20 protein-coding genes and 1 pseudogene are annotated in these 20,797 nt (G+C 72.6%); 7 read left to right on the top strand and 14 right to left on the bottom strand.

The genetic code is table 11. From position 1 onward, the window contains the following. Positions 1 to 45 precede the first annotated feature (45 nt). A complete protein-coding gene (locus tag ACIO3O_RS14550) occupies positions 46 to 735 on the bottom strand; it encodes an HAD family hydrolase (RefSeq protein WP_401745217.1) in 690 nt (229 codons plus the stop codon). A 130-nt stretch (positions 736 to 865) separates the two neighbouring features. On the opposite strand from ACIO3O_RS14550, the gene ACIO3O_RS14545 reads away from it, so the two are divergent. The 3 genes from ACIO3O_RS14545 to ACIO3O_RS14535 all read left to right on the top strand — a co-directional run bounded on the left by ACIO3O_RS14545 (position 866) and on the right by ACIO3O_RS14535 (position 2,602). Next, positions 866 to 1,357 (top strand): DUF2975 domain-containing protein, encoded by a 492-nt coding sequence (locus tag ACIO3O_RS14545; RefSeq protein ID WP_401745215.1) that lies wholly within the window; start codon positions 866 to 868, stop codon positions 1,355 to 1,357. Beyond that, complete coding sequence (locus ACIO3O_RS14540) at positions 1,357 to 1,569, top strand: helix-turn-helix domain-containing protein (RefSeq protein ID WP_401745213.1); 213 nt, start codon at positions 1,357 to 1,359, stop codon at positions 1,567 to 1,569. The genes ACIO3O_RS14545 and ACIO3O_RS14540 overlap by 1 nt, the downstream gene beginning before the upstream one ends. A gap of 301 nt (positions 1,570 to 1,870) precedes the next feature. Beyond that, positions 1,871 to 2,602, top strand: coding sequence for a GAF and ANTAR domain-containing protein (locus ACIO3O_RS14535; protein ID WP_401745211.1), 732 nt, complete (start codon positions 1,871 to 1,873; stop codon positions 2,600 to 2,602). 38 nt (positions 2,603 to 2,640) lie between these two features. Here the strand turns inward: ACIO3O_RS14535 and ACIO3O_RS14530 are convergent, their stop codons facing one another. From ACIO3O_RS14530 to ACIO3O_RS14505, 6 genes and pseudogenes are all read right to left on the bottom strand, one after another. Continuing rightward, positions 2,641 to 3,417: a GNAT family N-acetyltransferase gene (locus ACIO3O_RS14530; RefSeq protein ID WP_401745210.1), complete on the bottom strand. Its 777-nt coding sequence runs from the start codon at positions 3,415 to 3,417 to the stop codon at positions 2,641 to 2,643. Positions 3,418 to 3,510: 93 nt separating this feature from the next. Then, a pseudogene (locus ACIO3O_RS14525) lies at positions 3,511 to 4,322 on the bottom strand (SDR family NAD(P)-dependent oxidoreductase). A 307-nt stretch (positions 4,323 to 4,629) separates the two neighbouring features. Continuing rightward, complete coding sequence (locus tag ACIO3O_RS14520) at positions 4,630 to 7,203, bottom strand: ATP-binding protein (protein WP_401745276.1); 2,574 nt, start codon at positions 7,201 to 7,203, stop codon at positions 4,630 to 4,632. After that, positions 7,200 to 7,289 carry a K(+)-transporting ATPase subunit F gene (locus ACIO3O_RS14515; protein WP_401745209.1) on the bottom strand — a complete coding sequence of 30 codons (90 nt, stop codon included), beginning with the start codon at positions 7,287 to 7,289 and terminating at the stop codon, positions 7,200 to 7,202. Before ACIO3O_RS14515 ends, ACIO3O_RS14520 begins: the two co-directional genes overlap by 4 nt. A gap of 198 nt (positions 7,290 to 7,487) precedes the next feature. Beyond that, positions 7,488 to 8,690 (bottom strand): M20 family metallopeptidase, encoded by a 1,203-nt coding sequence (locus ACIO3O_RS14510; RefSeq protein WP_401745207.1) that lies wholly within the window; start codon positions 8,688 to 8,690, stop codon positions 7,488 to 7,490. 27 nt (positions 8,691 to 8,717) lie between these two features. Continuing rightward, positions 8,718 to 10,133 carry an MFS transporter gene (locus tag ACIO3O_RS14505; protein ID WP_401745206.1) on the bottom strand — a complete coding sequence of 472 codons (1,416 nt, stop codon included), beginning with the start codon at positions 10,131 to 10,133 and terminating at the stop codon, positions 8,718 to 8,720. A 236-nt stretch (positions 10,134 to 10,369) separates the two neighbouring features. On the opposite strand from ACIO3O_RS14505, the gene ACIO3O_RS14500 reads away from it, so the two are divergent. Next, positions 10,370 to 11,425 carry an Lrp/AsnC family transcriptional regulator gene (locus ACIO3O_RS14500; protein WP_401745205.1) on the top strand — a complete coding sequence of 352 codons (1,056 nt, stop codon included), beginning with the start codon at positions 10,370 to 10,372 and terminating at the stop codon, positions 11,423 to 11,425. Positions 11,426 to 11,640: 215 nt separating this feature from the next. Beyond that, entirely contained in the window at positions 11,641 to 12,687 is a 1,047-nt protein-coding gene (locus ACIO3O_RS14495) for a methyltransferase (protein WP_401745204.1), read from the top strand. A 76-nt stretch (positions 12,688 to 12,763) separates the two neighbouring features. Here the strand turns inward: ACIO3O_RS14495 and ACIO3O_RS14490 are convergent, their stop codons facing one another. From ACIO3O_RS14490 to ACIO3O_RS14470, 5 genes are all read right to left on the bottom strand, one after another. After that, positions 12,764 to 13,342: an HAAS signaling domain-containing protein gene (locus tag ACIO3O_RS14490; RefSeq protein WP_401745203.1), complete on the bottom strand. Its 579-nt coding sequence runs from the start codon at positions 13,340 to 13,342 to the stop codon at positions 12,764 to 12,766. Then, positions 13,339 to 13,734 (bottom strand): PadR family transcriptional regulator, encoded by a 396-nt coding sequence (locus tag ACIO3O_RS14485; protein WP_401745202.1) that lies wholly within the window; start codon positions 13,732 to 13,734, stop codon positions 13,339 to 13,341. The genes ACIO3O_RS14490 and ACIO3O_RS14485 overlap by 4 nt, the downstream gene beginning before the upstream one ends. Positions 13,735 to 13,904: 170 nt before the next feature. Next, positions 13,905 to 14,786: a S1 family peptidase gene (locus ACIO3O_RS14480; protein WP_401745201.1), complete on the bottom strand. Its 882-nt coding sequence runs from the start codon at positions 14,784 to 14,786 to the stop codon at positions 13,905 to 13,907. Between the two features lie 114 nt (positions 14,787 to 14,900). Beyond that, positions 14,901 to 15,056 carry a hypothetical protein gene (locus ACIO3O_RS14475; protein ID WP_401745200.1) on the bottom strand — a complete coding sequence of 52 codons (156 nt, stop codon included), beginning with the start codon at positions 15,054 to 15,056 and terminating at the stop codon, positions 14,901 to 14,903. A gap of 196 nt (positions 15,057 to 15,252) precedes the next feature. Next, positions 15,253 to 16,644: a threonine/serine exporter ThrE family protein gene (locus ACIO3O_RS14470; RefSeq protein ID WP_401745199.1), complete on the bottom strand. Its 1,392-nt coding sequence runs from the start codon at positions 16,642 to 16,644 to the stop codon at positions 15,253 to 15,255. Positions 16,645 to 16,997: 353 nt separating this feature from the next. Between ACIO3O_RS14470 and uppS the strand changes: the two genes are divergently transcribed. Both uppS and ACIO3O_RS14460 read left to right on the top strand, forming a co-directional pair. Then, a complete protein-coding gene (uppS, locus tag ACIO3O_RS14465; RefSeq protein WP_401745198.1) occupies positions 16,998 to 17,795 on the top strand; it encodes a polyprenyl diphosphate synthase in 798 nt (265 codons plus the stop codon). A 53-nt stretch (positions 17,796 to 17,848) separates the two neighbouring features. After that, entirely contained in the window at positions 17,849 to 19,270 is a 1,422-nt protein-coding gene (locus ACIO3O_RS14460) for an oxygenase MpaB family protein (protein ID WP_401745274.1), read from the top strand. Positions 19,271 to 19,325: 55 nt separating this feature from the next. Here ACIO3O_RS14460 and ACIO3O_RS14455 read toward each other — a convergent pair whose 3' ends face one another. Beyond that, positions 19,326 to 19,961, bottom strand: a complete 636-nt coding sequence (locus ACIO3O_RS14455; RefSeq protein ID WP_401745197.1) for an SGNH/GDSL hydrolase family protein — start codon at positions 19,959 to 19,961, stop codon at positions 19,326 to 19,328. 16 nt (positions 19,962 to 19,977) lie between these two features. Then, on the bottom strand, positions 19,978 to 20,772 hold the full coding sequence (locus ACIO3O_RS14450; RefSeq protein ID WP_401745196.1) for a sugar phosphate isomerase/epimerase family protein: 795 nt from the start codon (positions 20,770 to 20,772) through the stop codon (positions 19,978 to 19,980). Between the last annotated feature and the right edge of the window lie 25 nt (positions 20,773 to 20,797).

Genomic DNA, 20,797 nt, shown 5'->3' with positions numbered 1-20,797 from the left:
GGCCGCCTGCCCGCCCGGCAACGCTCGACGCGGCACCCGAGCGGCTCAGACGAGCTCCAGCAGTTCCGTCAGCGTGGTGATGGAGGGGACGGGAGGGACGTCCGGGAGCGGGGGGTTCCGGTGGATCGCCCGTCCCGCGTAACCGAGGTCGACGGCCGCTCGGACCAGGTCGGGATCGTCGTCGATGAACAGGCATTGGCCGGGCGTCAGGCCGAGCGCGGTGCTGGCGTGGTGGTACATGCGCGGGTCCGGCTTGGTGCAGCCGAGCTCGGCGGAGATCGCGTACGCCTCGAAGAAGTGACGGATGCCCAGAGCGGCGCGCAGGTCGGGCAGGTCGGGCCAGGCGTCGGAGACCACGGCCATCCGCACCTGCCTCCTGCTCAGCTCTTCCAGAGTGCTCCGCACGTCCGGGTACAGCTCCAGCACTCTGTCCGCGGGGACTTCACGGCGCAGGTCGGCCAGGAGCTGCGGGGTGGCCTCCGCCCCGAGGCTGTGCAGCATCACCCGGTGGTAGTCGTCGTGGTCGGGGGTCGAGGGCGAGTCGGCGAAGAACCGGTCTCCGGCGGCGATCGCGGCGGCGAAGCGGTCCTCCGTGATCGAAGGGTCGTGCGCGAGGACGGTCTCCTCGAAGTCCGCACGCGGGTTCCACCGGCCTCCGACCGGACGCATCAGCACACCACCGGAGTCGAGGAGAACGGCCTGGACATCCGTGGGGGCGGGAGTTCGGGTCGTCATCCGTCCAGTCTCACGGCCGTCGGGCCGCCCTGTCGATCCGCGGGAGCGGTTCGGTCCGCCCCGTCCCACTCCTTGCCCTACCTATCGAAATTCGATAGATTCATATCGTAGCTCGATAGAAGGATGGGTCATGGGAAAGCTGACAGTGCGCGCGTTGCGCGCCGTGCTCGCGGTGGTGCTCACCGGAACCGTGGGCGTGCAGGTCTTGATGGTGTGGTCGTTGGTCAGCGGGAACGACCCGGAGGACGGGTCGCTCCCGCTGACCGCGCTGCGCGTGATCACGGTCCTGGGCATCGGGACGGTCCAGGTCGCCCTGGTCTGCGTTTGGCGGCTGGTGACGATGGTGCGGCGCGGGACCGTGTTCTCCCACGCCGCCTTCCGGTACGTGGACCGCATCATCGGCGCGATCGTCGCGGCCGCCCTGGTGTGGTTCGCGGTGACGGCGCTGAACGCGCCCGGCCAGCGGGAGGACCCGGGCGTCACCCTCATCATGGGCGGGATCGGTCTGGCGATCCTGGGTGTCGCGCTGATCGTACTCGTCCTGCGGATGCTGCTCGCCCAGGCCGTCGCCCGCGACGCCGAAGCGACGCAGTTGCAGGCCGAGTTGGACGAGGTCATCTGATGCCGATCGCCGTCGACATCGACGTGATGCTGGCCAAGCGGAAGATGTCCGTGGGCGAACTCGCGGACCGGGTGGGGATCACCCCCGCCAACCTGGCGGTACTCAAGAACGGCCGCGCCAAGGCGGTGCGCTTCGCGACGCTCGCCGCACTCTGCGAGGTACTGGAGTGCCAGCCGGGCGACCTGCTCCGCTGGGAGGCGGAGGGCCGGTGAACTGCGCCCGACCGGAACACCCCCACCCGTCCTGCGCGTTCGGGCACGGCCGCGGCGCCTTTCTGTCACGTCGAAGGGCGGGATCCTCTGCCCTCGGCGTGTTCCGGGGCGTAGGCTGGGTGTCCTTCAGTGTGGTTGGTTCCGGGTGGTGTTCCACCCAGTCCCCGTAGCGTGCTTTCCGGTCCCGGTCGCTGAGAACCGATGATCGGAAACCCTCATGTCTCCTTCGTTCACTCCGCCTCCCTCCCATCCCGAGACGGGGCCCTCCGGTGGGGGTGCAGGATCTTCTCGTGAGGGGCGGTTGACGGCCGCGTTCGTGGACCTCGCCGACACTCTGGTCGACGATTTCGACCCCGTCGACTTCCTCTACCGGGTGGCCGAGCACTGCACGAGTCTGCTCGACATCAGTGACGCGGGTGTCATGCTCGCACCCTTGGGCGGTCCGCTGCGTCTGGTGGCGGCGACGTCGGAGCGGGTGCGGCTGGTGGAGCTCTTCGAGCTGGATGCCGCACAGGGCCCCTGCCTGGCCGCCTACCAGGACGGCGTGCCGGTCTCCCACGACCTCACGGTGAGCGGACAGTGGCCGGAGTTCACCGGCCGCGCCCACAAGGAGGGCTACCTGTCGGTGTACGCGGCCCCGGTCCGCCTGCGCGAGGAGACGCTCGGCGTCCTGAACCTGTTCCGCCGCATCCCCGCCCCGCTGCCCGAAATCGACCAGCAGCTGGCTCGCGCCCTCGCGGACGCCACCGCGATCTCCCTGTTCCAGCAGACCACCCTGGACCACCACCGCACGTTGTCGGCGCAGCTCCAGCAGGCGCTGACCACCCGGAGCATCGTCGAGCAGTGCAAGGGGTTCCTGACGGCGCGCCAGCACACCGACCCCGACACCGCCTTCCAGCGCCTGCGCACCTACGCACGCCACCACCAGCGCCGCATCGCCGATGTCGCCGCCGACATCGTCGCGGGCACCCTCACCGTCGAGGACGGGCCACCCCAACGACCGGCGAAAAGGCCGACGCCGCCCGTCGGCTGACCCTGCCCGCGCGGCGCGGTGAGGTGCCGGTGCGGCGGTCAGTGCTGGAGCACCGCGGCCGGGGCGAGCGCCCCGGTCGCGTAGTGCACGTACTCCTGGACCAGGCGGAATCCGGCGCTCCAGGCGAGCAGGCGGCTCGGCCGGTTGAGGGTCGAGCAGTTCCAGGCCGGTGTGCGTCCGCGCTCCCGGATGTCGGCGCACAGGGCGGTGACGCAGGCCAGGGCCAGGCGGTGGCGGCGGTAGTCCGGCGTGGTGAGGGCGGCGACGTCTTCGTACCGCCGGCCCCGGAAGTAGGAGCAGGCGATGGTCAGCAGCGCACCGTCGCGTCGGACCGCCGCCCAGCCGTGCCCGGAGGCGCACAGCCCCAGAGGACCGCCCCAACTGGCGTGTATCCAGGCGGCATGGACGCCGAGCGCTGCCACCGCGTCGGTGTCGGCGGGCTCCAGTCTTCGTATCCGTACGCCCCGGGGCAGCGTGGCGGGGGCCGGTGCGCTCTGCTGGGTCCAGACCATCCGCTCCCACGGGCACAGCTTCGGGAACGCCGCACCGAGCAGGGGCAGGAAGCGGGCCGGTGCGTGGACGTACGCATCGGCGAACGGCGCGAGGTCCTCCGGGGTCAGCGCCGCGGGACGGCCCCGCAGCAGTACGTGTCCGGCCACGGACACCGCGAGCGTCCGCGGCTGTTCGGCCCGGTCCGCCCACCACTGTCCGGTTCCGGTGGACAGGGCGTGCTCGCCGACGCAGGTGGGGCCGGGCAGTCCGGCGGGGAACCAGTCGTCGAGCGGCGGGAGTTGGTGTGCCTTCAGCTCAATCATCGTGTCCCGCCCTGCGGATCGTGTCGTCGGTGCTGATTCCTCGGTGCACGTGCCTTCGGCTCCGTTCTGGGAAGGGCTGTGTGGTGGTGGGGGTCAGCACCGGCCGACCAGGTGGTCGGCGAGCTTGTTGAGGCGTTTGACGGTGCGCTCCTCGGTCGCCGCGGCGGCCGGTCGGGCCGGTTCGGCCCGGTCGTAGTAGGAGCCGTTGACGATCTCGGTCGCCGGGTCGCAGAGCCGCACCACGTGGGAGGCGCCTTCCGCGGGGGTTCCGCCGTCGTGTGCGTACAGCGGGAGCAACTGCGTTGTGCACGCTCCCGGGTGGACGGAGACGGCGGACACGCGAGGGTCGGCGGCGAAGATCGTCAGCGCCAGCTGCGACTGTGCGTACGCGGCGAGCCGGGAGTAGCGGCGGGTCCGGTTCGGATCGGCCCACTGGATGGCGGCCGTGCGGTGCAGGGAGGAGGAGACGTTGACGAACGGCCGCCGTCCGGGGCGGCGGTAAGGGCCGGTTCCAGCAGGCAGGTCAGCAGGTAGTGGGCGAGGAAGTTCACCTGGAAGGCGATCTCGTTGCCGTCGCCGGTGAGGGTGCAGCGCTCCGGGGCGGCGGTGGCGGCGTTGTTGACGAGCACGTCGAGGTGCGGGTACTCGGCGAGGACGGTGCGGGCCAGTTCGGCAACCTCGTCCAGGTGGGCGAAGTCGGCCGACACCGCGTGGAGTTGAGCGCCCTGGAGCTGTTTCGACGTGGCGATGAGACGGTCGACCGCGGCCCGTGCGTCGTCGTCCGTACGGCCGTGCACCAGCACCGAGGCCCCGCGTTCGGCGAGCTGTCGGACGGTTTCCAGGCCGATGCCCGAGGTGGCGCCGGTGACGAGGACGGTACGGGAGGCGAGAGGGGCAGCAGCCATGATCTTTCCAAGGGGTTGTCGAGACGGAGGGTTGTCGAGACGGAGGGTTGTCGTACGACGCCGCTGAGACCGGGGTACGGGTCGGGGCAGAGCTCCCGGCCCAGGCATGCCGGAAGGCTTCACGGCGTCCCTGGGCGTGAGCGAGGGATGAGCGCACGCGCCGAGCCGGTGCGGGCGCGGTGTCCTCGGTTACGAGCAGCGGGGCGAGCGGCCGCACCCCGGATGGGGAGGCCGGTCCAGAAGAAGCCACGCGCTGTTCACGCCTTCATGGAAGCGGTCCGCCCCTGTCCCGGGCAAGCACTCCCGCTCATCCCTGACGCGCTGATGACGCCCGCCCTCGTGGCCTTCGACCCCGCTCGTCCGGTGCGGCTGCCGCTGTCCCTGTCGCGTCCACCGCACTGACCGCGTGGCCCCCGGCCCCGGGCAGTGACACCACCATGGTGAGGCCGCCGCCCGGGGTGTCCTCCGGGGTGAGAGTGCCGCCCATGGCCTCGGTGAGGCCGCGGGCGAGGGCGAGGCCCAGGCCCACTCCCCTGGTGTTGTCGGTGTCGCCGAGGCGCTGGAAGGGGACGAAGGCCCGGTCCCGGTCCTCGTACGGCAGTCCCGGCCCGCGGTCCGCCACCCGCAGTTCGACACGGTCCGCCAGGGCGCTCACGGAGATGCGGACCGGACGGTCCGGCGGGGAGTGCCGTACGGCGTTGCTCACCACGTTGGCGATCACCCGCTCCAGCAGCGGCGGGTCACTGAGCACCGTCGGGGCCGCTTCCGTACCCACCACCACGATCTCCGCCCCGTCCTCCGGCAGCCCCTCCAGGGCGGCGGGCAGGACTTCGTCGAACGCGGTGGGCCGCAGGGCGAGGGTGAGGGCTCCCGCCTGGAGCCTGCTCAGGTCGAGGAGGTTGTCGATGAGGCGGCCGAGCCGGGCCATGGACTCCTCGGCGGTGGCCAGGAGTTCGTCCCGTTCCTCGGCGGTGAACTCGACGTCGGGGCTGCGCAGCGAGCCGACGGCCGCCCAGCCGACGGCGAGCGGGGTGCGCAGGTCGTGGCTGACGGCGGCGAGCAGTGCGGTACGCATCCGGTCGGCGGCCCGTATCGGTTCGGCCTCGGCGGCGGCTTCCGCGAGCCGGTCCCGTTCGACGGCGGCGGCGACGTGCGCGGCGAATGCGGTGAGCACGCGGCGCTCGGCGCCGTCGAGGGTGCGTCCGCGCAGCACGAGGAACAGGCCGTCCCCGACCGGCACTTGGGTGATCCCGGGGCCGTCCGGCTCGGACCGTTCCTCGGCCAACTCGACCGTCTCCACGGCGAAGGTCTCCCTCGCCCGGGTGAGGAGCGCCTCGATCGCCCGGTCGCCCCGCACGATGCTGCCCGCCAGCGCCGACATCGTCTCGGCCTCCGCCGTCGCCCGCGCCGCCCGCCGCGACAGCCGCAGCGAACGGTCCGCCATGGCCGCCACCGTCCCGGCGACCACCATGAACACCGCGAGCGCCAGCAGGTTGTCCGGCTCGGCGACGGTGAACCGGCCGGTCGGCGGTATGAACCAGTAGTTGAGCAGCAGGGAGGCGGTGACCGCGCCGACGAGCGCCGAGGCGACCCCGCCGATGCAGGCGACGCCGAGCACGGTCACCAGGTACAGCAGGGCCTCGCTGGTGAGGTTGAGCGTGCCCCGGCACCTGTCGAGGAGGAAGGTGAGCAGGACGGGGAGCACCAGCCCGGCGACCGGCCCGGCGACGAGCCGGGCGGTGGTCAGGGTCCGGCGGCGCGAGGGCAGCAGCCTGCCCCCTCCGGCCCGCTCGTGGGCGACCGTACGGACGTCTATGTCGGCGTCCGCGCACAGGGCGACCGCGGTGTCCCCGGTCCCCCGCCCGGTGAGGAACCGTTCCCACCGCCCCCGCCTGCTGGTGCCCAGGACGAGCTGGGTGGCGTTCTCCGCGTGGGCGAACTGCACGAGCGCAGAAGGCACGTGGGCGCCGACGACCGAGTGGTAGGTGCCTCCCAGGCTCTCCACCAGCTGCCGCTGCCGGGCCAGCGCGCCGTGCGAGCTTCCGGCGGCCAGGCCGTCGCTGCGGACGACATGGACGGCGAGCAGTTCGGCGTGCGCGGCCCGGTCGGCGATCCTGGCCGCCCGCCGGATCAGGGTCTCGCCCTCGGAACCGCCGGGGAGGGCGACGACGACGCGTTCGCGGGTCTGCCAGACGCCCTCGATGCGGTGTTCGGACCGGTAGGCGCGCAGCTTCTCGTCGACCCGGTCGGCCACCCACAGCAGGGCGAGTTCGCGCAGGGCGGTGAGGTTGCCCTCGCGGAAGTAGTGGCCGAGGGCCGCGTCGATCCGCTCGGGCGGGTGGATGTCGCCGTGCGCCATGCGGCGGCGCAGTGCGTCGGGCGGCATGTCGACGAGCTCGATCTGGTCGGCACGGCGGACGACGTCGTCGGGGACGGTGTCGTGCTGCGGGGTGCCGGTGATCTTCTCGACGACGTCCTTGAGGGACTCCAGGTGCTGGATGTTGAGGGTGGTGACGACGTCGATCCCGGCGGCCAGGAACTCCTCGACGACCCGCCGGTGCGCGGGCCGGGAACCGTCGGGCTCGGCGGGGTGGGCGAGGTCGTCGACCAGGACTTCGCGCGGGCGGCGCACCAGGACGTCGTCGAGGGAGACGTACTCCATCGTTTCGAGGAGCCTGTCGAGGAGCGCCTCGGTGTGCGGGCGGCCGTGGCTCCGTACGGAACCGATCACCACGTCGGTGCCGCGCGCGGCCCTGCGGCGGGCCTCGTCGAGCATGCGGTACGTCTTGCCGACGCCCGGGGCGGCGCCCAGGTACACCTTGAGCCTGCCCCGCGGGGGTACCGGCCCGCCCTGCCGTGCCCCCGCGCCGTCGGTGTTCAGAACTTGTCCGGGTGGGCCCGGGCGGCGATCAGGTAACCCACCAGAGCGACGGCGACGATGATCCCGACGATGTTCTCCACGGTCATTCCCCTCTCAACGTGCTTGCGGGTGCGGCCAGTTGGCCGACGTGGTCCATCGTGGGACCGGTGCACGCGGAGAAGCCGCGGTCTTGACGTGTCACTGACGCCGCGCCGGGGAATCCCTACGCGGCCCTGGCACCGGCCGGCGCTCCCCGTACGGGTCGCGCCAGGACCTCGCCCGCGCCGGAACGCCGGTCCTGCCGGTCAGTGTTCGGGGTCCGCCCGCGTCAGCCGGTTCACCGCGAGGCTCGCGTACAGGGCGGCGCCGTCGGCGAGGACCGCGTCGTCGAAGACGGCGAGCGGCGAGTGGTTGTTGGGCGCGGTCGCCGGGTCGGCGCCGGGCGGGGTCGCGCCCAGGACCAGCATCGTGCCCGGCACCTCGTCCAGGACCCGGGAGAAGTCCTCCGAGCCGTGCAGCGGGTTCGGCATGGTCAAGTACCGTTCCTCGCCGTGGAGTTCGGCCACGGTGCGGGCGGCGAAGGCGGCCTCGGCGTGGTCGTTGACCGTCACCGGGTACAGCTCGTCGAACTCGGCGTCCACCTCCACCCCGTACGCGGCGGCGATGCCCCGGCACACCTGCACCGTGCCGTCCTTGAGCAGCGCCTGGGTCTGCGGGGAGAAGGAGCGGACGGTCGCCTCGAAGGTGGCGGAGTCCGGGATGACGTTCTGCTGGGTGCCCGCCCGGAACACGCCCACCGACAGCACCACCGGGTCGAACACGTCGAAGGTGCGGGTGATCCAGCCCTGGAGCGCGGTGACCATTTCGCAGGCCGCCTGTACGGGGTCCTTGGCCCGGTGCGGCATGGAGCCGTGCCCGCCCGCGCCCCGTACGGTCACCCGCAGCACATTGGAGGCGGCGAGCGCGGGTCCGGGCCGGGCCGCGAAGAGCCCGGTGGGGAAGCCCGTCGACATGACGTGGAGAGCGTACGCCGCGCTCGCGCGCGTTCCCGACGCGTCGAGAACGCCCTCGGCGACCATGTGCCGGGCCCCGTCGAAGCCCTCCTCGCCGGGCTGGAACATCAGCACCACGTCGCCGGCGAGGTGGTCGCGGTGCTGGGCGAGCAGCCGGGCGGCGCCCACCAGCATCGTGGTGTGCAGGTCGTGGCCGCAGGCGTGCATGGCGCCGTTGTCGGAGGCGAAGTCGAGCCCGGTGCGCTCGGCGACCGGCAGGGCGTCCATGTCGCCGCGCAGCAGCACGGTCGGTCCCGGGCGGGCGCCGCGCAGGACGGCGGTCACCGAGTCCACGGCGGTGCCGGTGGTCACCTCCAGGCCCAGGCCGTCGATAGCGGAGAGGACGGTCTCCTGGGTACGGGGCAGGCGCAGCCCGGTCTCGGGGGCGGCGTGCAGGGTGCGGCGCAGCCGGACCAGGTCGTCCTGGAGGGTGTGGGCGTCGTCGAGCAGGTGCATGGGGATCTCCTGGGGTTGGGGGGAGTCTCAGCGAGGGTCGGGGGACGTGTCCGACGCGTCAACAGGGGCCGCGTTCCTGTCCGGTTCGCGGACGGGCGCCGGGTTCTCGTCCGGTTCGCGGACGGGCATCGCGTTGTCGTCCGGTTCGCGGATCAGGAACGTCGCGCCGAACGACACCGCCGCCGCGCCCGCCGCGACCCACGGCACCAGTCCGATCCGGCCCGCCGCCGCAAGCGCCTCCGCGACCAGCGGGAAGGTGCCGCCGAACAGTCCGACCGCGAGCGTGAACGGCAGGCCCATCGCGACCACGCGGATGCGGACCGGGAAGAGGCGGGCGAAGAACACGTTGGCGAGGGCCAACGGAGCGGCCAGGCACATCAGTTGGAGCAGCGTCGCCAGCCACACGGGGAGGGCTCCGGTGGCCATCGCCCCGAACACCGGCACCGTGAGCAGGGTCAGCAGCAGCATGCCGCCTCGGAAACACCGGGCCGCGCCGAACCGGTCGGCCAGCTTGCCGGAGGCGACCATCGCCACGATCAGCGCCACGAGGGGGAGGATCATGGCGGCGGTGCCCTGGGCGCCGTGCACCAGGCCGAGCCGCTCGGCGTACTGGGGCAGGTAGGTCGTACCCAGGTAGTAGCTGACGGTGGTGCCGAGCGACATCAGGAACACGGCGAGCATGTTGGGCCTGGCCTGCCGGAACAGCAGCGTGCGCTTGCGCCGTTCGGCCGCCGGGTCGCTCTGCCGGGTCCGGGACTGCTCGAACTCCTCCGACTCCCCCGCCATCCGCCGTACCCACAGCGACAGCAGGCCGAGCAGTCCGGCGAGGACGAAGCCGATGCGCCAGCCGCCGTTCTCCACGCCGTCCCGGCCGAGGAGGGTGAGCATCAGGGTCAGCACGCCGAAGCACAGGATGTTGCCGAAGACGATGCCGCCGTACGAGATGCCGCTGTAGAGGAAGCGGAGCCGCTTGGGCGCGGTCTCGGTGACGTACGCGGCCACGCTCGGGTTCTCGCCGCCCATCGACAGCCCCTGGATCAGCCGGATCGCCACCAGGAGCACGGGCGCGAGGACGCCGATCGAGGCGGCGGTGGGCAGTGCGGCGAGCAGGAACGAGGCACCCGAGATCAGGGTCATCGACAGCATCAGCCCGAAGCGGCGGCCGCGCCGGTCGCTGATCCGGCCCAGGACGTAACTGCCGAAGGGCCGTACGACGAAGCCCACGGCGAAGCCGAGGTAAGCGCCCAGCAACTGCGCGACCGGGCTGTCGCCGGGGAACATCTGGGCGGCGAAGTACGGGGCGAGCACCGCGTAGATCGTCCAGTCGAAGGACTCGACGACGCCTCCGACGGTGGCGGCGAGCAGTTCGCGGCGTCCGCCGCGTGCGTCGGCCTGGGCGGGGGAGGCTGCGGCGGTGGTGTCCGCCCGGGTCACGGTCGTCATGGGTGGCCCTCCTTTCCACTCACCGCTCGGCCGCGGCGGGCCGGAGCGGGCGGAGCGTTAGGGTGTTGCGCGGCAGCGGGGTCGGGGGTGACGCTGCCCGATGCGGCAGGAGCTGGGAAGAATTGCCGCCCCGGACGCAGGTTCGGGTTCTGAGTTGCTCGGTTCGTGCAGGAAATGGCGCGGAGCGGGACGGCACGACGAGGCAGGACGAGGCAGGGCGCAGAGCGATGGACCCCATGACGCCGTTCGACGCGCTCGCTCCCCTGGACCCGCTCGACGCGCAGCTGGTGCACGCCCTCCAGATCGCGCCCCGCGCCCCGTGGAGTCGGCTCTCCCCCGTGCTCGGCGTGGACGCGGTGACGGTGGCGCGGCGCTGGGAGCAACTGCGTACGGACGGACGGGCGTGGGTCACGGCGTATCCGGGGCCGCCCCTCCAGCGCAGGATGGGGGTCGCCCTGATCGAGGTCGACTGTTACGCCGGGCAGCTGGAGCCCGTGACCGAAGCCCTGTGCGCCCTGCCGCGGGTGGCGACGGTGGAGCACATGGCCGGGGGGCGGGACCTGCTCCTCACCGTGTTCACCCCGGACCTGGGTGAACTGGGCCGGTTGCTCCAGAACCGCATCGGCGTCCTCCCCGGGGTCGTGTCCACGCGCGCCCAGATGACGACCCGGATCTTCGGCGAGGGCAGCCGGTGGCGGCTGCGCGCCCTGTCCGAGCAGCAGCAGCTCGAACTGGCCGAGACGGCCTCCGCGGTCCGCGGTCGCACCCGGGACGGGGCGAGTCCTCGGCTGCCGGACGGCGTCGAGCGCACCCTGATGGCGGCGCTCTCCGACGACGGCCGTCTGGGTCCGGTCGAACTCGCCGCGCGTACCGGGCTCGGCCGAGGGGTGGTCCGCAGCCGTCTGGGCCGTCTCATCGACGACCGCGAACTCGCCTTCCGCTGCGAGGTGGCCCGCGACCTGACCGAGTGGCCGGTCTCGGCGACACTGTGGGCGCGGGTGCCGGCGGACCGTCTGGAGGCCACCGCGCGCAGCATCGTGTCCCTGCCCGAGGTCCGGCTGTGCGCCTCGGTCACCGGCCCCCACAACCTGGTGATCACGGTGTGGCTGCGGTCGGTGGGCGACGTACAGCGCCTGGAGGCACAGCTCGCGGAGCGGTTGCCCCAGCTGACCCTGCTCGACCGCGCCATCGCCCTGAGCCAGGTCAAGCTGATGGGCCGCCGCATCGGCCCGGGCGGGCGGGGGCTGGACGCGGTGCCGCTGGACGTCTGGGGGAACGTCCCCGGCGCCTGACGCGGACAGGTCCGCGATGGCGGGGCAGAGGGCTCGTGAGGCGGACGAGGAGGCTCGTGGCGCCGACATATGTGCGGCTCAGCGCCGTAGATACGCGCGAGCCCCGGTCTCCGCGGCGCCGCCCTCGCGCGATCAGCCGAAGCGCATCGCACGCTCGATCGAATTCACGGCGCGGCGGCAGGGCGCGCTCTGTCGGGTTTGGTAGGAATCCGCCCATGGCCGCACCCGACAGCTCCGCCCCCGCTCCCCCGACTCCCCCCACCGACCCGGCAGTCGCCATGTTGCGTCTGCTCGGCGGTTTCCAACTCTCGCAGGCCCTGTACGTCGTGGCACGCGCCCGTGTGGTGGACCTGCTCGCGGACGGCCCGCTGCGTGTCGACGAGGTCGCTCGCGCCACCGGGCTTCGCCCCGAGCCCTTGCGCCGGGTGCTGCGCACCCTGGCGACGGAGCACCTCTTCGTACGGGACGAGGACCAGGACTCCGTCGCCCTCGGACCGCTCGGGCACACCCTGCTCAGCAATACCGACGACTCCCTGCGGGACCTGGCACTGATGTGGATGGAGACCCACTACCGTCCCTTCGCCCACCTGTGGTCCACCCTGCACGACGAGGTGCCGGCGGCGGAGCACGAGTGGGGGATGCCGTTCTTCGACTGGCTGGCCCAGGAGCCCGAGCGGGTGGCGGGGTTCAGCGCGGCGATGTCCTCGATGATGCGCGCCGTGCGCAGGGACGCGCTGCACTCGCTGGATCTCACCGGGGTGCGCCGGGTCGTCGACGTGGGGGGCGCGGACGGCACCGCGCTGGCGGCTGTCGCGGAGCGTCATCCCGAGCTGCGCGGCACCGTGTTCGACCTGCCCCACGTGGTGGCGGCGGCCCCCGCGCTCCTGGAACGGGCCGAGGTCGCCGACCGGGTGGACACCGAGGGCGGCGACTTCTTCGCGGGCGTGCCGGCCGGGGCCGACGCGTATCTGGCCTGTTTCATCCTGCACGACTGGAACGACGAGCAGTGTGCGCGCATCCTCGCCCGCATCCACGAGGCGGCGGCCCCCGGCGCACGGCTCTTCCTGGTGGAAACCGTCCTCGGCGCGGGCGCCGCCCCCGGTGTGGGAGCGCTCCTGGACCTCACCATGCTCGGCATGCTCACCGGCCGCGAACGCACCCGCGGCGACTGGAACACGCTCCTCGGCGGCAACGGTTTCCGCGTCGACGGCATCAGGGAGACAGCGGGACCCATGTGCGTCATCGAAGCCACCCGCACCTAGAAGTCCTGCGCCAGGTGTCGCGTCGGCGCACCCGCTGCCGAGCGGCTTCCCTTCAGACGGTCAGGCGGTCAGACGGTCAGACGGTGCGGCGGACGCGCCACAGCCATGCTGCCGTGCCCGCGATGACGGCGAGTACGGCGACGTCGACCAGGACGGCCGCGCCGCCGACCGGCGTGACGAACACGTTCACGGCGCGGACGGCGATGCTCGGCAGGACCGCGGTGAGCAGGACGCCAACGATCTTCTGTACGGGAGTCCAGTGGACCGACGTGCAGAGCAGCACCGCGCCGCCGAGCCGGAGCACGACGCTGACCAGCGTCCCGGGGCCGACCGGGATGACCCATGCGAACGGCAGCACGAGGGTGAGCATCACCAGCGGGATCAGCGGGTGGACCTTGCCCCGCCGGGTGGGAGCGGCGGCGCGGGCCGGGGTTGCCTGGCCCGCCTCGGCCAGTGCGGTCTCGGCGATCGGACGGGGGTCGCCGAGCTCCGCGAGTATCGCGCTGATCGGGACGTCGGGGCGCTCCGTGCGTGCCACCTCGATGTGCTCGGCGAGGTCGGCGACGAGTTCCTGGCGGCGCTCGGCGGAGAGCCCGGAGGCCTCGCGCTCAACGGCGTGGAGGTAGTCGTGCACGGGGTCGGCGGAAGTCTTCATGCGGGGTCTCCGGTGGGGGGATGCGGGGGGCTGGGCTGGTCGTGGGGGGTGGTGAGGAAGGTGTCGACGGCATCGCGGAAGGCGGGCCAGACGCGGGTGAATTCCTCCAGCGCCGCCCGTCCGCCGTCGGTGAGCGCGTAGTAGCGGCGGGGCGGGCCCTCGGTGGACTCCTGCCAGGTGGTGGTGACCAGGTCGTCGCGGCGGAGCCGGGAAAGCAGGGGATAGACCGTGCCCTGGCTTGTGGCCAGGGCGCCGGACTCCTCCAGGGCGTGCAGGAGTTCCACGCCGTATCGGGGGCGGTCCCGCATCAGGGCGAGCACGCAGTACTCCAGAACGCCCTTGCGCAGCTGGGCTGCTGCGCGGGCCTGCTTCATCGGATCGCCCTGTTCCATGCAATGCAAGGTATCAGGCGGAGCAAGGAGCGGGAAGGGCGCAGTCCGCTTTCCGCTCAGGCCGGGGAGTTTCCGCTCCGGCCGGGGAGACCGTGCCCGGTGCCGCGTCGACCGATGTCCCAGCAACTGCCGCAGGAGGGGCGGCAGTTGTGGAGGGATGGCGCTTCCGGTCAGCCGTTGCGGGTCATCGCGTCGTGTATCCAGCGCGCGTGGGCGGGTGCGCTCGTGTACAGGCCCGGTCCGTCGCTGCAGCGCACGCCCGGGGCGCCGGGGCCGGAGGTGACGCCGATGAGTTCCCAGCGGCCCTTGCGGTCGCGCTGGAGTTGGGGGCCGCCCGAGTCGCCGTTGCACGCCATGGCCCGGGGAACCTGGCTGATCGTGCACAGGCGGGTGTGGTCCGCGTAGCCCGGTGCGCACGCGGACACCGCGCCCCGGCGCGCGTCGAGTTCCTGGAGCCGGTCGGGGAAGACCCACTGCGCCGGGTCGGGTGCGTCGTCGACGGTGCCGAAGCCCAGGAGCCGGGTCGGGGTGCCGGGCGGCCCGGGCCGGTCCGCGATGCGCAGGGGCTTCTCGGCGGCCGGGCGGTTCAGACGTATCAGCGCCAGGTCATGGCGGTTGGGGGTGCCCAGGCGGTAGCCGGGGTGGGTCACCGTTTTCGTCACGGCCCGGACGGTGCCGCCGGACTTCGTCCACGCACTGCCGATCCGGACGGTGCCGTCCAGGGTGACGAGGGTCGGGTCCACGCAGTGGGCGGCCGTGAGGACCCACTGCGCGTCGATCAGCGTTCCGCCGCAGACGCCCCGGAAGGCGGGGTCGTCCGCGCCCGACACGGGGATGGACACCATGGCCGGATAACGCTGTGTGGAGTCCCGCCCGTTGACGATGGCTTCGGCGCTGCCGGTGGTGAGAGCGGCGCAGGCGGCTCCGGCCAGAACCAGTGCGGCGGTGCGCGCCATCGGGCGGCGGGAGAAGTTGAGGCGGAACACGGGGTCTCCGATCGGACGAGCTGGTGTGGTGTGCCCAGCGTCGGCGATCAAGAGGAGCGGAACCATCCGCTCAAGTGGCCTGTCCGCACTGCGGCCAGCAGGCCCGGGCGGGGTGGGGGAAGCCCCCCACCCCGTGGCCTCGGTGCGGTGTGCCCTGCGGGTCAGGGCGCGCGGCCGGATTTAGAAGTAGTGCTTTCGGCCGCCGATCGCGCGGCCCGTCGCGCCGAGGATCCACAGCACGGCGCCGACCACGACGAGGATGCCGCCGATGGTCGTCAGGAGCGAGACGTGGGCCAGCATGCCGATGAGGAGGAGGATGACGCCAAGGACAATCATGAGGTTTCCGATCTTCAAGTCTTCGCTGCGTACGGCCTTGTGCCGGCCGCGAGGCCGCACCGGCGCCCCGCCGGTTCGGCGTGGGATCACTGCGGTGCGACGATCATGTGCCCGGCTCCCGGCACCTCATGCGCCTCATGCGTCACCTGTTTGATCAGGGCTGTCCGGTGTCTGACCAGGGCGTCCGGCCAGGACGTCAGGTCCGGGCGCTCTTGCGCTGCCGGGGCACGAGGCGTGTGGCGCACTGGACGAGGTTGTTGCCCAGTACCTTGCCGAGTACGAGGCCCACACCGATCGCGGCCGTCGCGACCAGGGCCGTGAGGACGGCGTTCATGGCGCCCTGGCGGCCGGCCGTCAGCTGGCTCAGGCTCTGGTAGACCTGGAGGCTCGGCAGCAGCGCGCCCGTCACCCCCGGCACGATGAAGGCCTCCGGCGGCATCCGCAGGCGCGGCCCGCACACCACCGCGAGCAGCCCGAGCACCGCCGCCGCACACAGCACGGACAGGGCGGCCAGGTCGAAGAGCCGCGACATGAGCATGTTCACCCCGCCCGCCAGCAGACCGGCGGCCAGCGCTGCGGGCAGGAGGCGGCGGGTGCCGCCCATGGAGACGCAGTTGCCGACGGCGCCGACGGTGGACACGAGCAGCCCCAGCGCGAAGGGCAGCGTCGAGTGGTCGATGTCCACCGTCCACAGGGTGCTGCCCGCCTCCTCGATCAAGGAGACGGCGACGGCGACACCGGTGATGAGCCCGGCGAAGGCCAGCGTCACGTTCACCGCCCGTGTCGCCGCCATCAGCGAGAAGCCGGTGATGGCGTCCTGGGGCAGGGCGACCAGGGGCACGATGGGCAGCAGGACGACCAGGTTGGCCGCCACCACCGCGGTGCCGTACGGGAAGAGGTGGCCGGTGTCCAGCAGGACGACCCCGATCACGACGATCAGCGCCGCCTGGGCGGCCATCACGAAGAAGTACGGGAGGGCGATGCGGGTCAGCAGCCGCCCCGTGCCGTCCGTCGCCGCCATCACGGCGAAGGCCGCGAGCGCGGCCCACAGGGAACCGCCCACCTGGAGGGTGACCGAGGCGGCCAGCACGCCGCCGCCCGCGACGCGCACCCACCACGGCCACCTCGGCTCGGCGGCCTGGACCCGCCGCAGCGCCTCGGCCGCGCGCCGTACGTCGAGGCCGCCGTCGACGATGCGCTCGACGAGCCGGTACAGCGCGGCCATGCGCTGGAGGTTGCGGGTGTCGGCGCCGCGCGTCACCCGCATCATCGACACGGGCGCGCCGCGCCGGGGGGTGTACTGGAGGTGGATGGTCTGCGCGGCGATGTCGACTTCCAGGTGGGTGAGACCGAGGGAGGTCGTCGCGGCGATCACCGAGGACTCGACGGCCTGGGTGTCGAAGCCGCTGAGGGTGAGCTCCTTGCCGAGCCGGAGCCCGAAGTCGAGTACCTGGTGGGCCTGTTCGGCCGTCAGCACGGTCCGGCCGGTCTTCACCTCGCCGTGGTAGGCCGTGTGCCTCAGCCGTTCCAGGACTTCGGCGTCGTCCTTCTCCCGGTCGCCCTTGGGTGTCGCTTCCCCTTCGCCCACCGGATCACCTCGTGTCGTCCTGCCTTGCCGTGCGGACGACGATGACATCGGGACACGCCTCCGGGCGGTCGCGGCGGGCGGGCGGGGCCCAGGAACACCGGAGTGGCGTATTCGGGCCGGGGCCGACGGGGCACGGACCGCCGATTTCCGGCCGACCGGCGCGCAGTGCGTGTAATGCGGGGCGGGACAGGAAGCGGTGCTCTCGGACGGGCGTGCCAAGAGTGAACCCGTCGGCCGTCCGCACTCCCCGCGATCTTCCGGTGCCATGCTGTGCGCGTTGATCGGATCAGCCCACCGCACCGCATCACACCGCACCGCATGACACCGCATCACACCGCCGGGAAGGCAGGGAAGTGCAGCACGCAGTCGACGAGGACACGCCGTCACCCCAAGCCGTTCCGTACGCAGAGCACCACGCGGCCGGGGCCCCGCGTCGGACGCCTCGGCACGTCGCCTGTGTCATGGACGGCAACGGCCGCTGGGCGCAGTCGCGGGCGCAGCCGCGCACCTTCGGGCACCGGGCCGCCGAGGCGTCGGTGATCGACGTCATCGAGGCGGCGCGATCGGCCGGCGTGGGGTGGCTGAGCCTGTACGCGTTCTCCACCGAGAATTGGGGGCGGCCGAGCAGCGAGGTCGACTTCCTGATGCGGCTGGTGCGGCGCGTGGTGCGCAAGCACGCTTTCTTCCTCCACGCACGCGGCATCCGCTGCCGCTTCCTCGGCGTGAGCGATCCCCGCATTCCTCCCGAACTGGCCCGGGATTTCGAGGACTTGATGACGCTCACCGGGGAGAACCGGGGCATGACGCTGACCGTGGCCTTCGACCACGGCGGCCGCGCGGACATCGTCGAGGCCGCGCGCTCGCTGCTGCGCAGCGAGGTCCCGGCCGACGCCGTCACCGAGCGGATCTTCGCGGACCACCTCCCCTACCCGGACACGCCGGACGTGGACCTGGTGATCCGCACCTCCGGGGAGCAGCGCATCTCCAACTTCATGCTCTGGCAGGTCGCCTACGCCGAGTGGGTCTTCCCGCCCGTCCTGTGGCCCGACTTCCGGGCCTCCCACTTCGTTGACTGCCTGCACGCCTACCGGCTGCGCGACCGCCGCTTCGGCGGCGTGCTGCCGGGCGAGATCGGAGCATCCCGACCGTGAACCCGTACCAGGAAGAGTCTGCCTCCGTCGGCTCCGAGCCGCGGAAGGGCCCCGTGGCCGGCCCGGACGCGCGGTTCGCGTCGTTCTTCGACGATCCCCTGTGGGTGCTGGCCATGGTCCGGGCGACCGTGCTGGAGGCCGCGCACCCGGCGATCGGGGCGGCGCTGGTGGAGAACTCCACGTTCGTCGCGCACCCGTGGCGACGCCTGCGCAACACCTACCTGAGCATGCAGCGCATGGTCGGTGCCGACGCGCAGGCGCGTGAGCGGGAGGCGGCGCGGCTGAACCGGCTGCACGCCCGCATGCAGGGGAGCGATGCCAGGAACCGGCCGTACGACGCCATGGACCCCGGCGCGCGGGCCTGGGTGGTGGCGACCCTCTTCGAGAGCTCCGTCACGATGTTCCGGCTGAGCGGGCAGCCCCTGGAGCAGGAGTTCATGGAGGAGCTGTACGCCGAATTCCGGGGCACGCTGGGCGCGTTGGGCGACGAGCCCGGCCACCTGCCCGCCACCCTGGTCGAGTTCTGGCCGTACTTCGACAGGGTGGTGGCCGAGGAGCTGGAGAACACGGAGGCGATGCGCGTCATCCTGTACCGGCTCTTCGACCACCTCCCCGCTCCCCCGCTGCTGAGCGGGCTGCCGACGCTGTGGGCGACCGGCCGGGCCCTGGTCGCCCCGGTCCTCGGGGTCATCGCCGTGGCCTCGCTGCCCGAGCCGTTCCGCCGCCGGGCGGGGCTGCCCGAACTGCCCGGCGCGCACACGCTGATGCAGGGCGCCTATCTGGCCGTCGGGCTGACCCGTTTCCTGCCCGCGCGCTGGATCGCGCCGGAGAACGTCATCGACCTGCTCTCCCTGACGCCCGACAGCGACGACCCGCGCGCCCGTACGCTCGCGGCCCTGCACGCCAGGATGAAGCGGGCCGGTGCGCTGGTCCGGCTGCTGTCCCCGCTGCCCGAGCCGCCGGAACCCGCCCCGGACGCCGGGGCGCGCCCGTACCGGCAGGAGACCGAGGACTTCTTCCGGCAGGTGCTGGACCAGACCGGCAACGGCTCGCTGGACTGGCCGGACCTCGCCGCCATGGCCCGCGAGCTGGCGAGCCGCCTCGACCTGGACGAACCCGAGGAGACCAGGCTCTACCAGGCGTTCGCGGACTGGTGGCGGGAGCTCCAGGCGGCCCTGGACACCGACGGCGACGGCAGCATCAGCGCCCGGGAGTACGCGGCAGGTGCGCCGTCGTTGGCCGGGCCCGCGCTCATCAGGGTCGCCGAGGTCCTCTTCGACGTGACCGACAAGGACGGCAACCAGCACATCGACGCCGCCGAGTACCGTGCGCTGTTCCGCACGGCGTTCCGCCGCGACACCTCGGGGGGCGACGGGACGACGTACACCCGGAGCGCCTTCGTGAAGGAGTTCCTGGCGTTCATGTCCGGGCGGCAGCGCACCACCCCGTTCGACCCGCTGCTCGCCGAGGCGTGAGGCGAGGGGCTGCGGGTGCGGCCCGCGTCCTGACGCTGTCCGGGTGCGGCCCGCGTCATGACGCGGGCCGGGCGTCGATCGCGGCGAGCCAGGCGTCGGCGATCAGCCGGTGGCCCAGAGGGCTCGGGTGGACGCCGTCGGGGGCGAGTTCCGAGGCGCTGCGCTGCTGTGACGCGTGGTGCAGGACGTGGTCCGCGCGCACCACGTGGGCCCCCTGGGCCCGGGCGGCCCGCAGGACGGCGTCGGTGCGGGGCAGCAGGTCGTCGAACCAGGTCTCCTGCTCCGGGGTGGCGGGCAGCAGGAACGGGGTGATGACGACCAGGTGGGCGGCGGGGGCGGTGGCCAGGAGGCGGGAGAGGCAGGCTTCGAAGGCGGGGATCGGGCTGGGGAGGCCCCGGTCGTAGCGTCGCCAGGTGTCGTTGATGCCGATCTTGACCGTCAGCACGGTGGGTCGGTGGGCGGTGACGTCGGTGGTCCAGCGGGATGCGAGGTCGTGGACGCGGTTGCCGTTGAGGCCCTGGTTGATGATCCGGGGGCAGGGGACGGGTCCGGTGCGGGCGCGGGCGTGCAGGGTCTGCGCGATCGCGTGGACGTATCCGTTGCCGAGCGAGGCGGGGTCCGTCCGGTCGCGGCCCGCGTCGGTGATGGAGTCGCCGATGAACAGGAGCGTGTCGTCGTCCGTGAGGTGCATGGGTGCCGTCCGGGGGTCATCGGGTGCGGGCGGTGGCAGTCGCGCGTCGTAGTGTCGCGGCCTCGCGGGGCAGGACCGTGGGGTCGTCGTCGGGTACGAATTCCAGCAGTGCGTCGGTGTCCCGGCCCGCGCGCAGGGCCAGTGCCCGGGTCCACAGGGTTGCGCGGTCGGCCAGCGGGCGGCGGGTGTTGCCCGGCCACCAGGAGAAGACGTGCAGGGCGGCGACCCGGTCGCCGAGTTCGGCGAGTCCGGCCAGGGCCTCGGCGTCGGGGGTGTCGAGCGGGGGCTGCCAGTAGGTGCGGAGGTTGTCGGCGGCCACCTCGTCCAGCAGTCGCAGGGTCGAGGCGACGGTGTCGGTGAGGGTGTGCTGGTGGAACTCCGTGGCCAGTTCCAGACCGTGGTCGGCGGCGATCCGGGCCGCTTCACGCAAGTGGGCCGTGGTCGTGCGACGCGCGTCGGGCGCGGTGGCCGCCGATCCGGTTCCGCCGGCCCAGACGCGTATGCGGGGAGCTCCGAGGAGCGATGCGGCTCGGGCGACGGCGGGGAAGGCGGGCGTGTCCGCCGCGGTGGCGCGGAAGTAGGAGCCGTACGAACAGCAGGTGAGCCCGTGTCGTTCGGTGGCCTCGCGGACCGCGCGAAGCATGTCGGGCTGCTGCGGCGGTGCGTGGACGTCGGCGCCCCACTCGATCACCGCCAGGCCCGCGTCGGCGGCGTGCCGTGCGACCTCGGCGGCGGGCAGGCGGCGGAAGGTGACCGAGCACAGGCCGAGCCGGGCCGTGTTCGCGGGGTGGTGCTTCCTGTGCTCGGTCACTTCGCTGCCTTTCGGGCGGGGGTGG

Source organism: Streptomyces sp. NPDC087440 (assembly GCF_044744005.1).
In the GTDB taxonomy this organism is placed as follows: Bacteria; Actinomycetota; Actinomycetes; order Streptomycetales; family Streptomycetaceae; genus Streptomyces.
Note: the sequence above shows the minus strand (reverse complement) of the source record. Positions and strands in the feature narration are given on the sequence as shown.

Coding starts and splice junctions, on each gene's coding strand:
- ACIO3O_RS14550 (WP_401745217.1), bottom strand. CDS start 735: ATGACGACCCGAACTCCCGCCCCCACGGATGTCCAGGCCGTTCTCCTC.
- ACIO3O_RS14545 (WP_401745215.1), top strand. CDS start 866: ATGGGAAAGCTGACAGTGCGCGCGTTGCGCGCCGTGCTCGCGGTGGTG.
- ACIO3O_RS14540 (WP_401745213.1), top strand. CDS start 1,357: ATGCCGATCGCCGTCGACATCGACGTGATGCTGGCCAAGCGGAAGATG.
- ACIO3O_RS14530 (WP_401745210.1), bottom strand. CDS start 3,417: ATGATTGAGCTGAAGGCACACCAACTCCCGCCGCTCGACGACTGGTTC.
- ACIO3O_RS14515 (WP_401745209.1), bottom strand. CDS start 7,289: ATGACCGTGGAGAACATCGTCGGGATCATCGTCGCCGTCGCTCTGGTG.
- ACIO3O_RS14510 (WP_401745207.1), bottom strand. CDS start 8,690: ATGCACCTGCTCGACGACGCCCACACCCTCCAGGACGACCTGGTCCGG.
- ACIO3O_RS14505 (WP_401745206.1), bottom strand. CDS start 10,133: ATGACGACCGTGACCCGGGCGGACACCACCGCCGCAGCCTCCCCCGCC.
- ACIO3O_RS14500 (WP_401745205.1), top strand. CDS start 10,370: ATGACGCCGTTCGACGCGCTCGCTCCCCTGGACCCGCTCGACGCGCAG.
- ACIO3O_RS14495 (WP_401745204.1), top strand. CDS start 11,641: ATGGCCGCACCCGACAGCTCCGCCCCCGCTCCCCCGACTCCCCCCACC.
- ACIO3O_RS14490 (WP_401745203.1), bottom strand. CDS start 13,342: ATGAAGACTTCCGCCGACCCCGTGCACGACTACCTCCACGCCGTTGAG.
- ACIO3O_RS14485 (WP_401745202.1), bottom strand. CDS start 13,734: ATGGAACAGGGCGATCCGATGAAGCAGGCCCGCGCAGCAGCCCAGCTG.
- ACIO3O_RS14480 (WP_401745201.1), bottom strand. CDS start 14,786: ATGGTTCCGCTCCTCTTGATCGCCGACGCTGGGCACACCACACCAGCT.
- ACIO3O_RS14475 (WP_401745200.1), bottom strand. CDS start 15,056: ATGATTGTCCTTGGCGTCATCCTCCTCCTCATCGGCATGCTGGCCCAC.
- ACIO3O_RS14455 (WP_401745197.1), bottom strand. CDS start 19,961: ATGCACCTCACGGACGACGACACGCTCCTGTTCATCGGCGACTCCATC.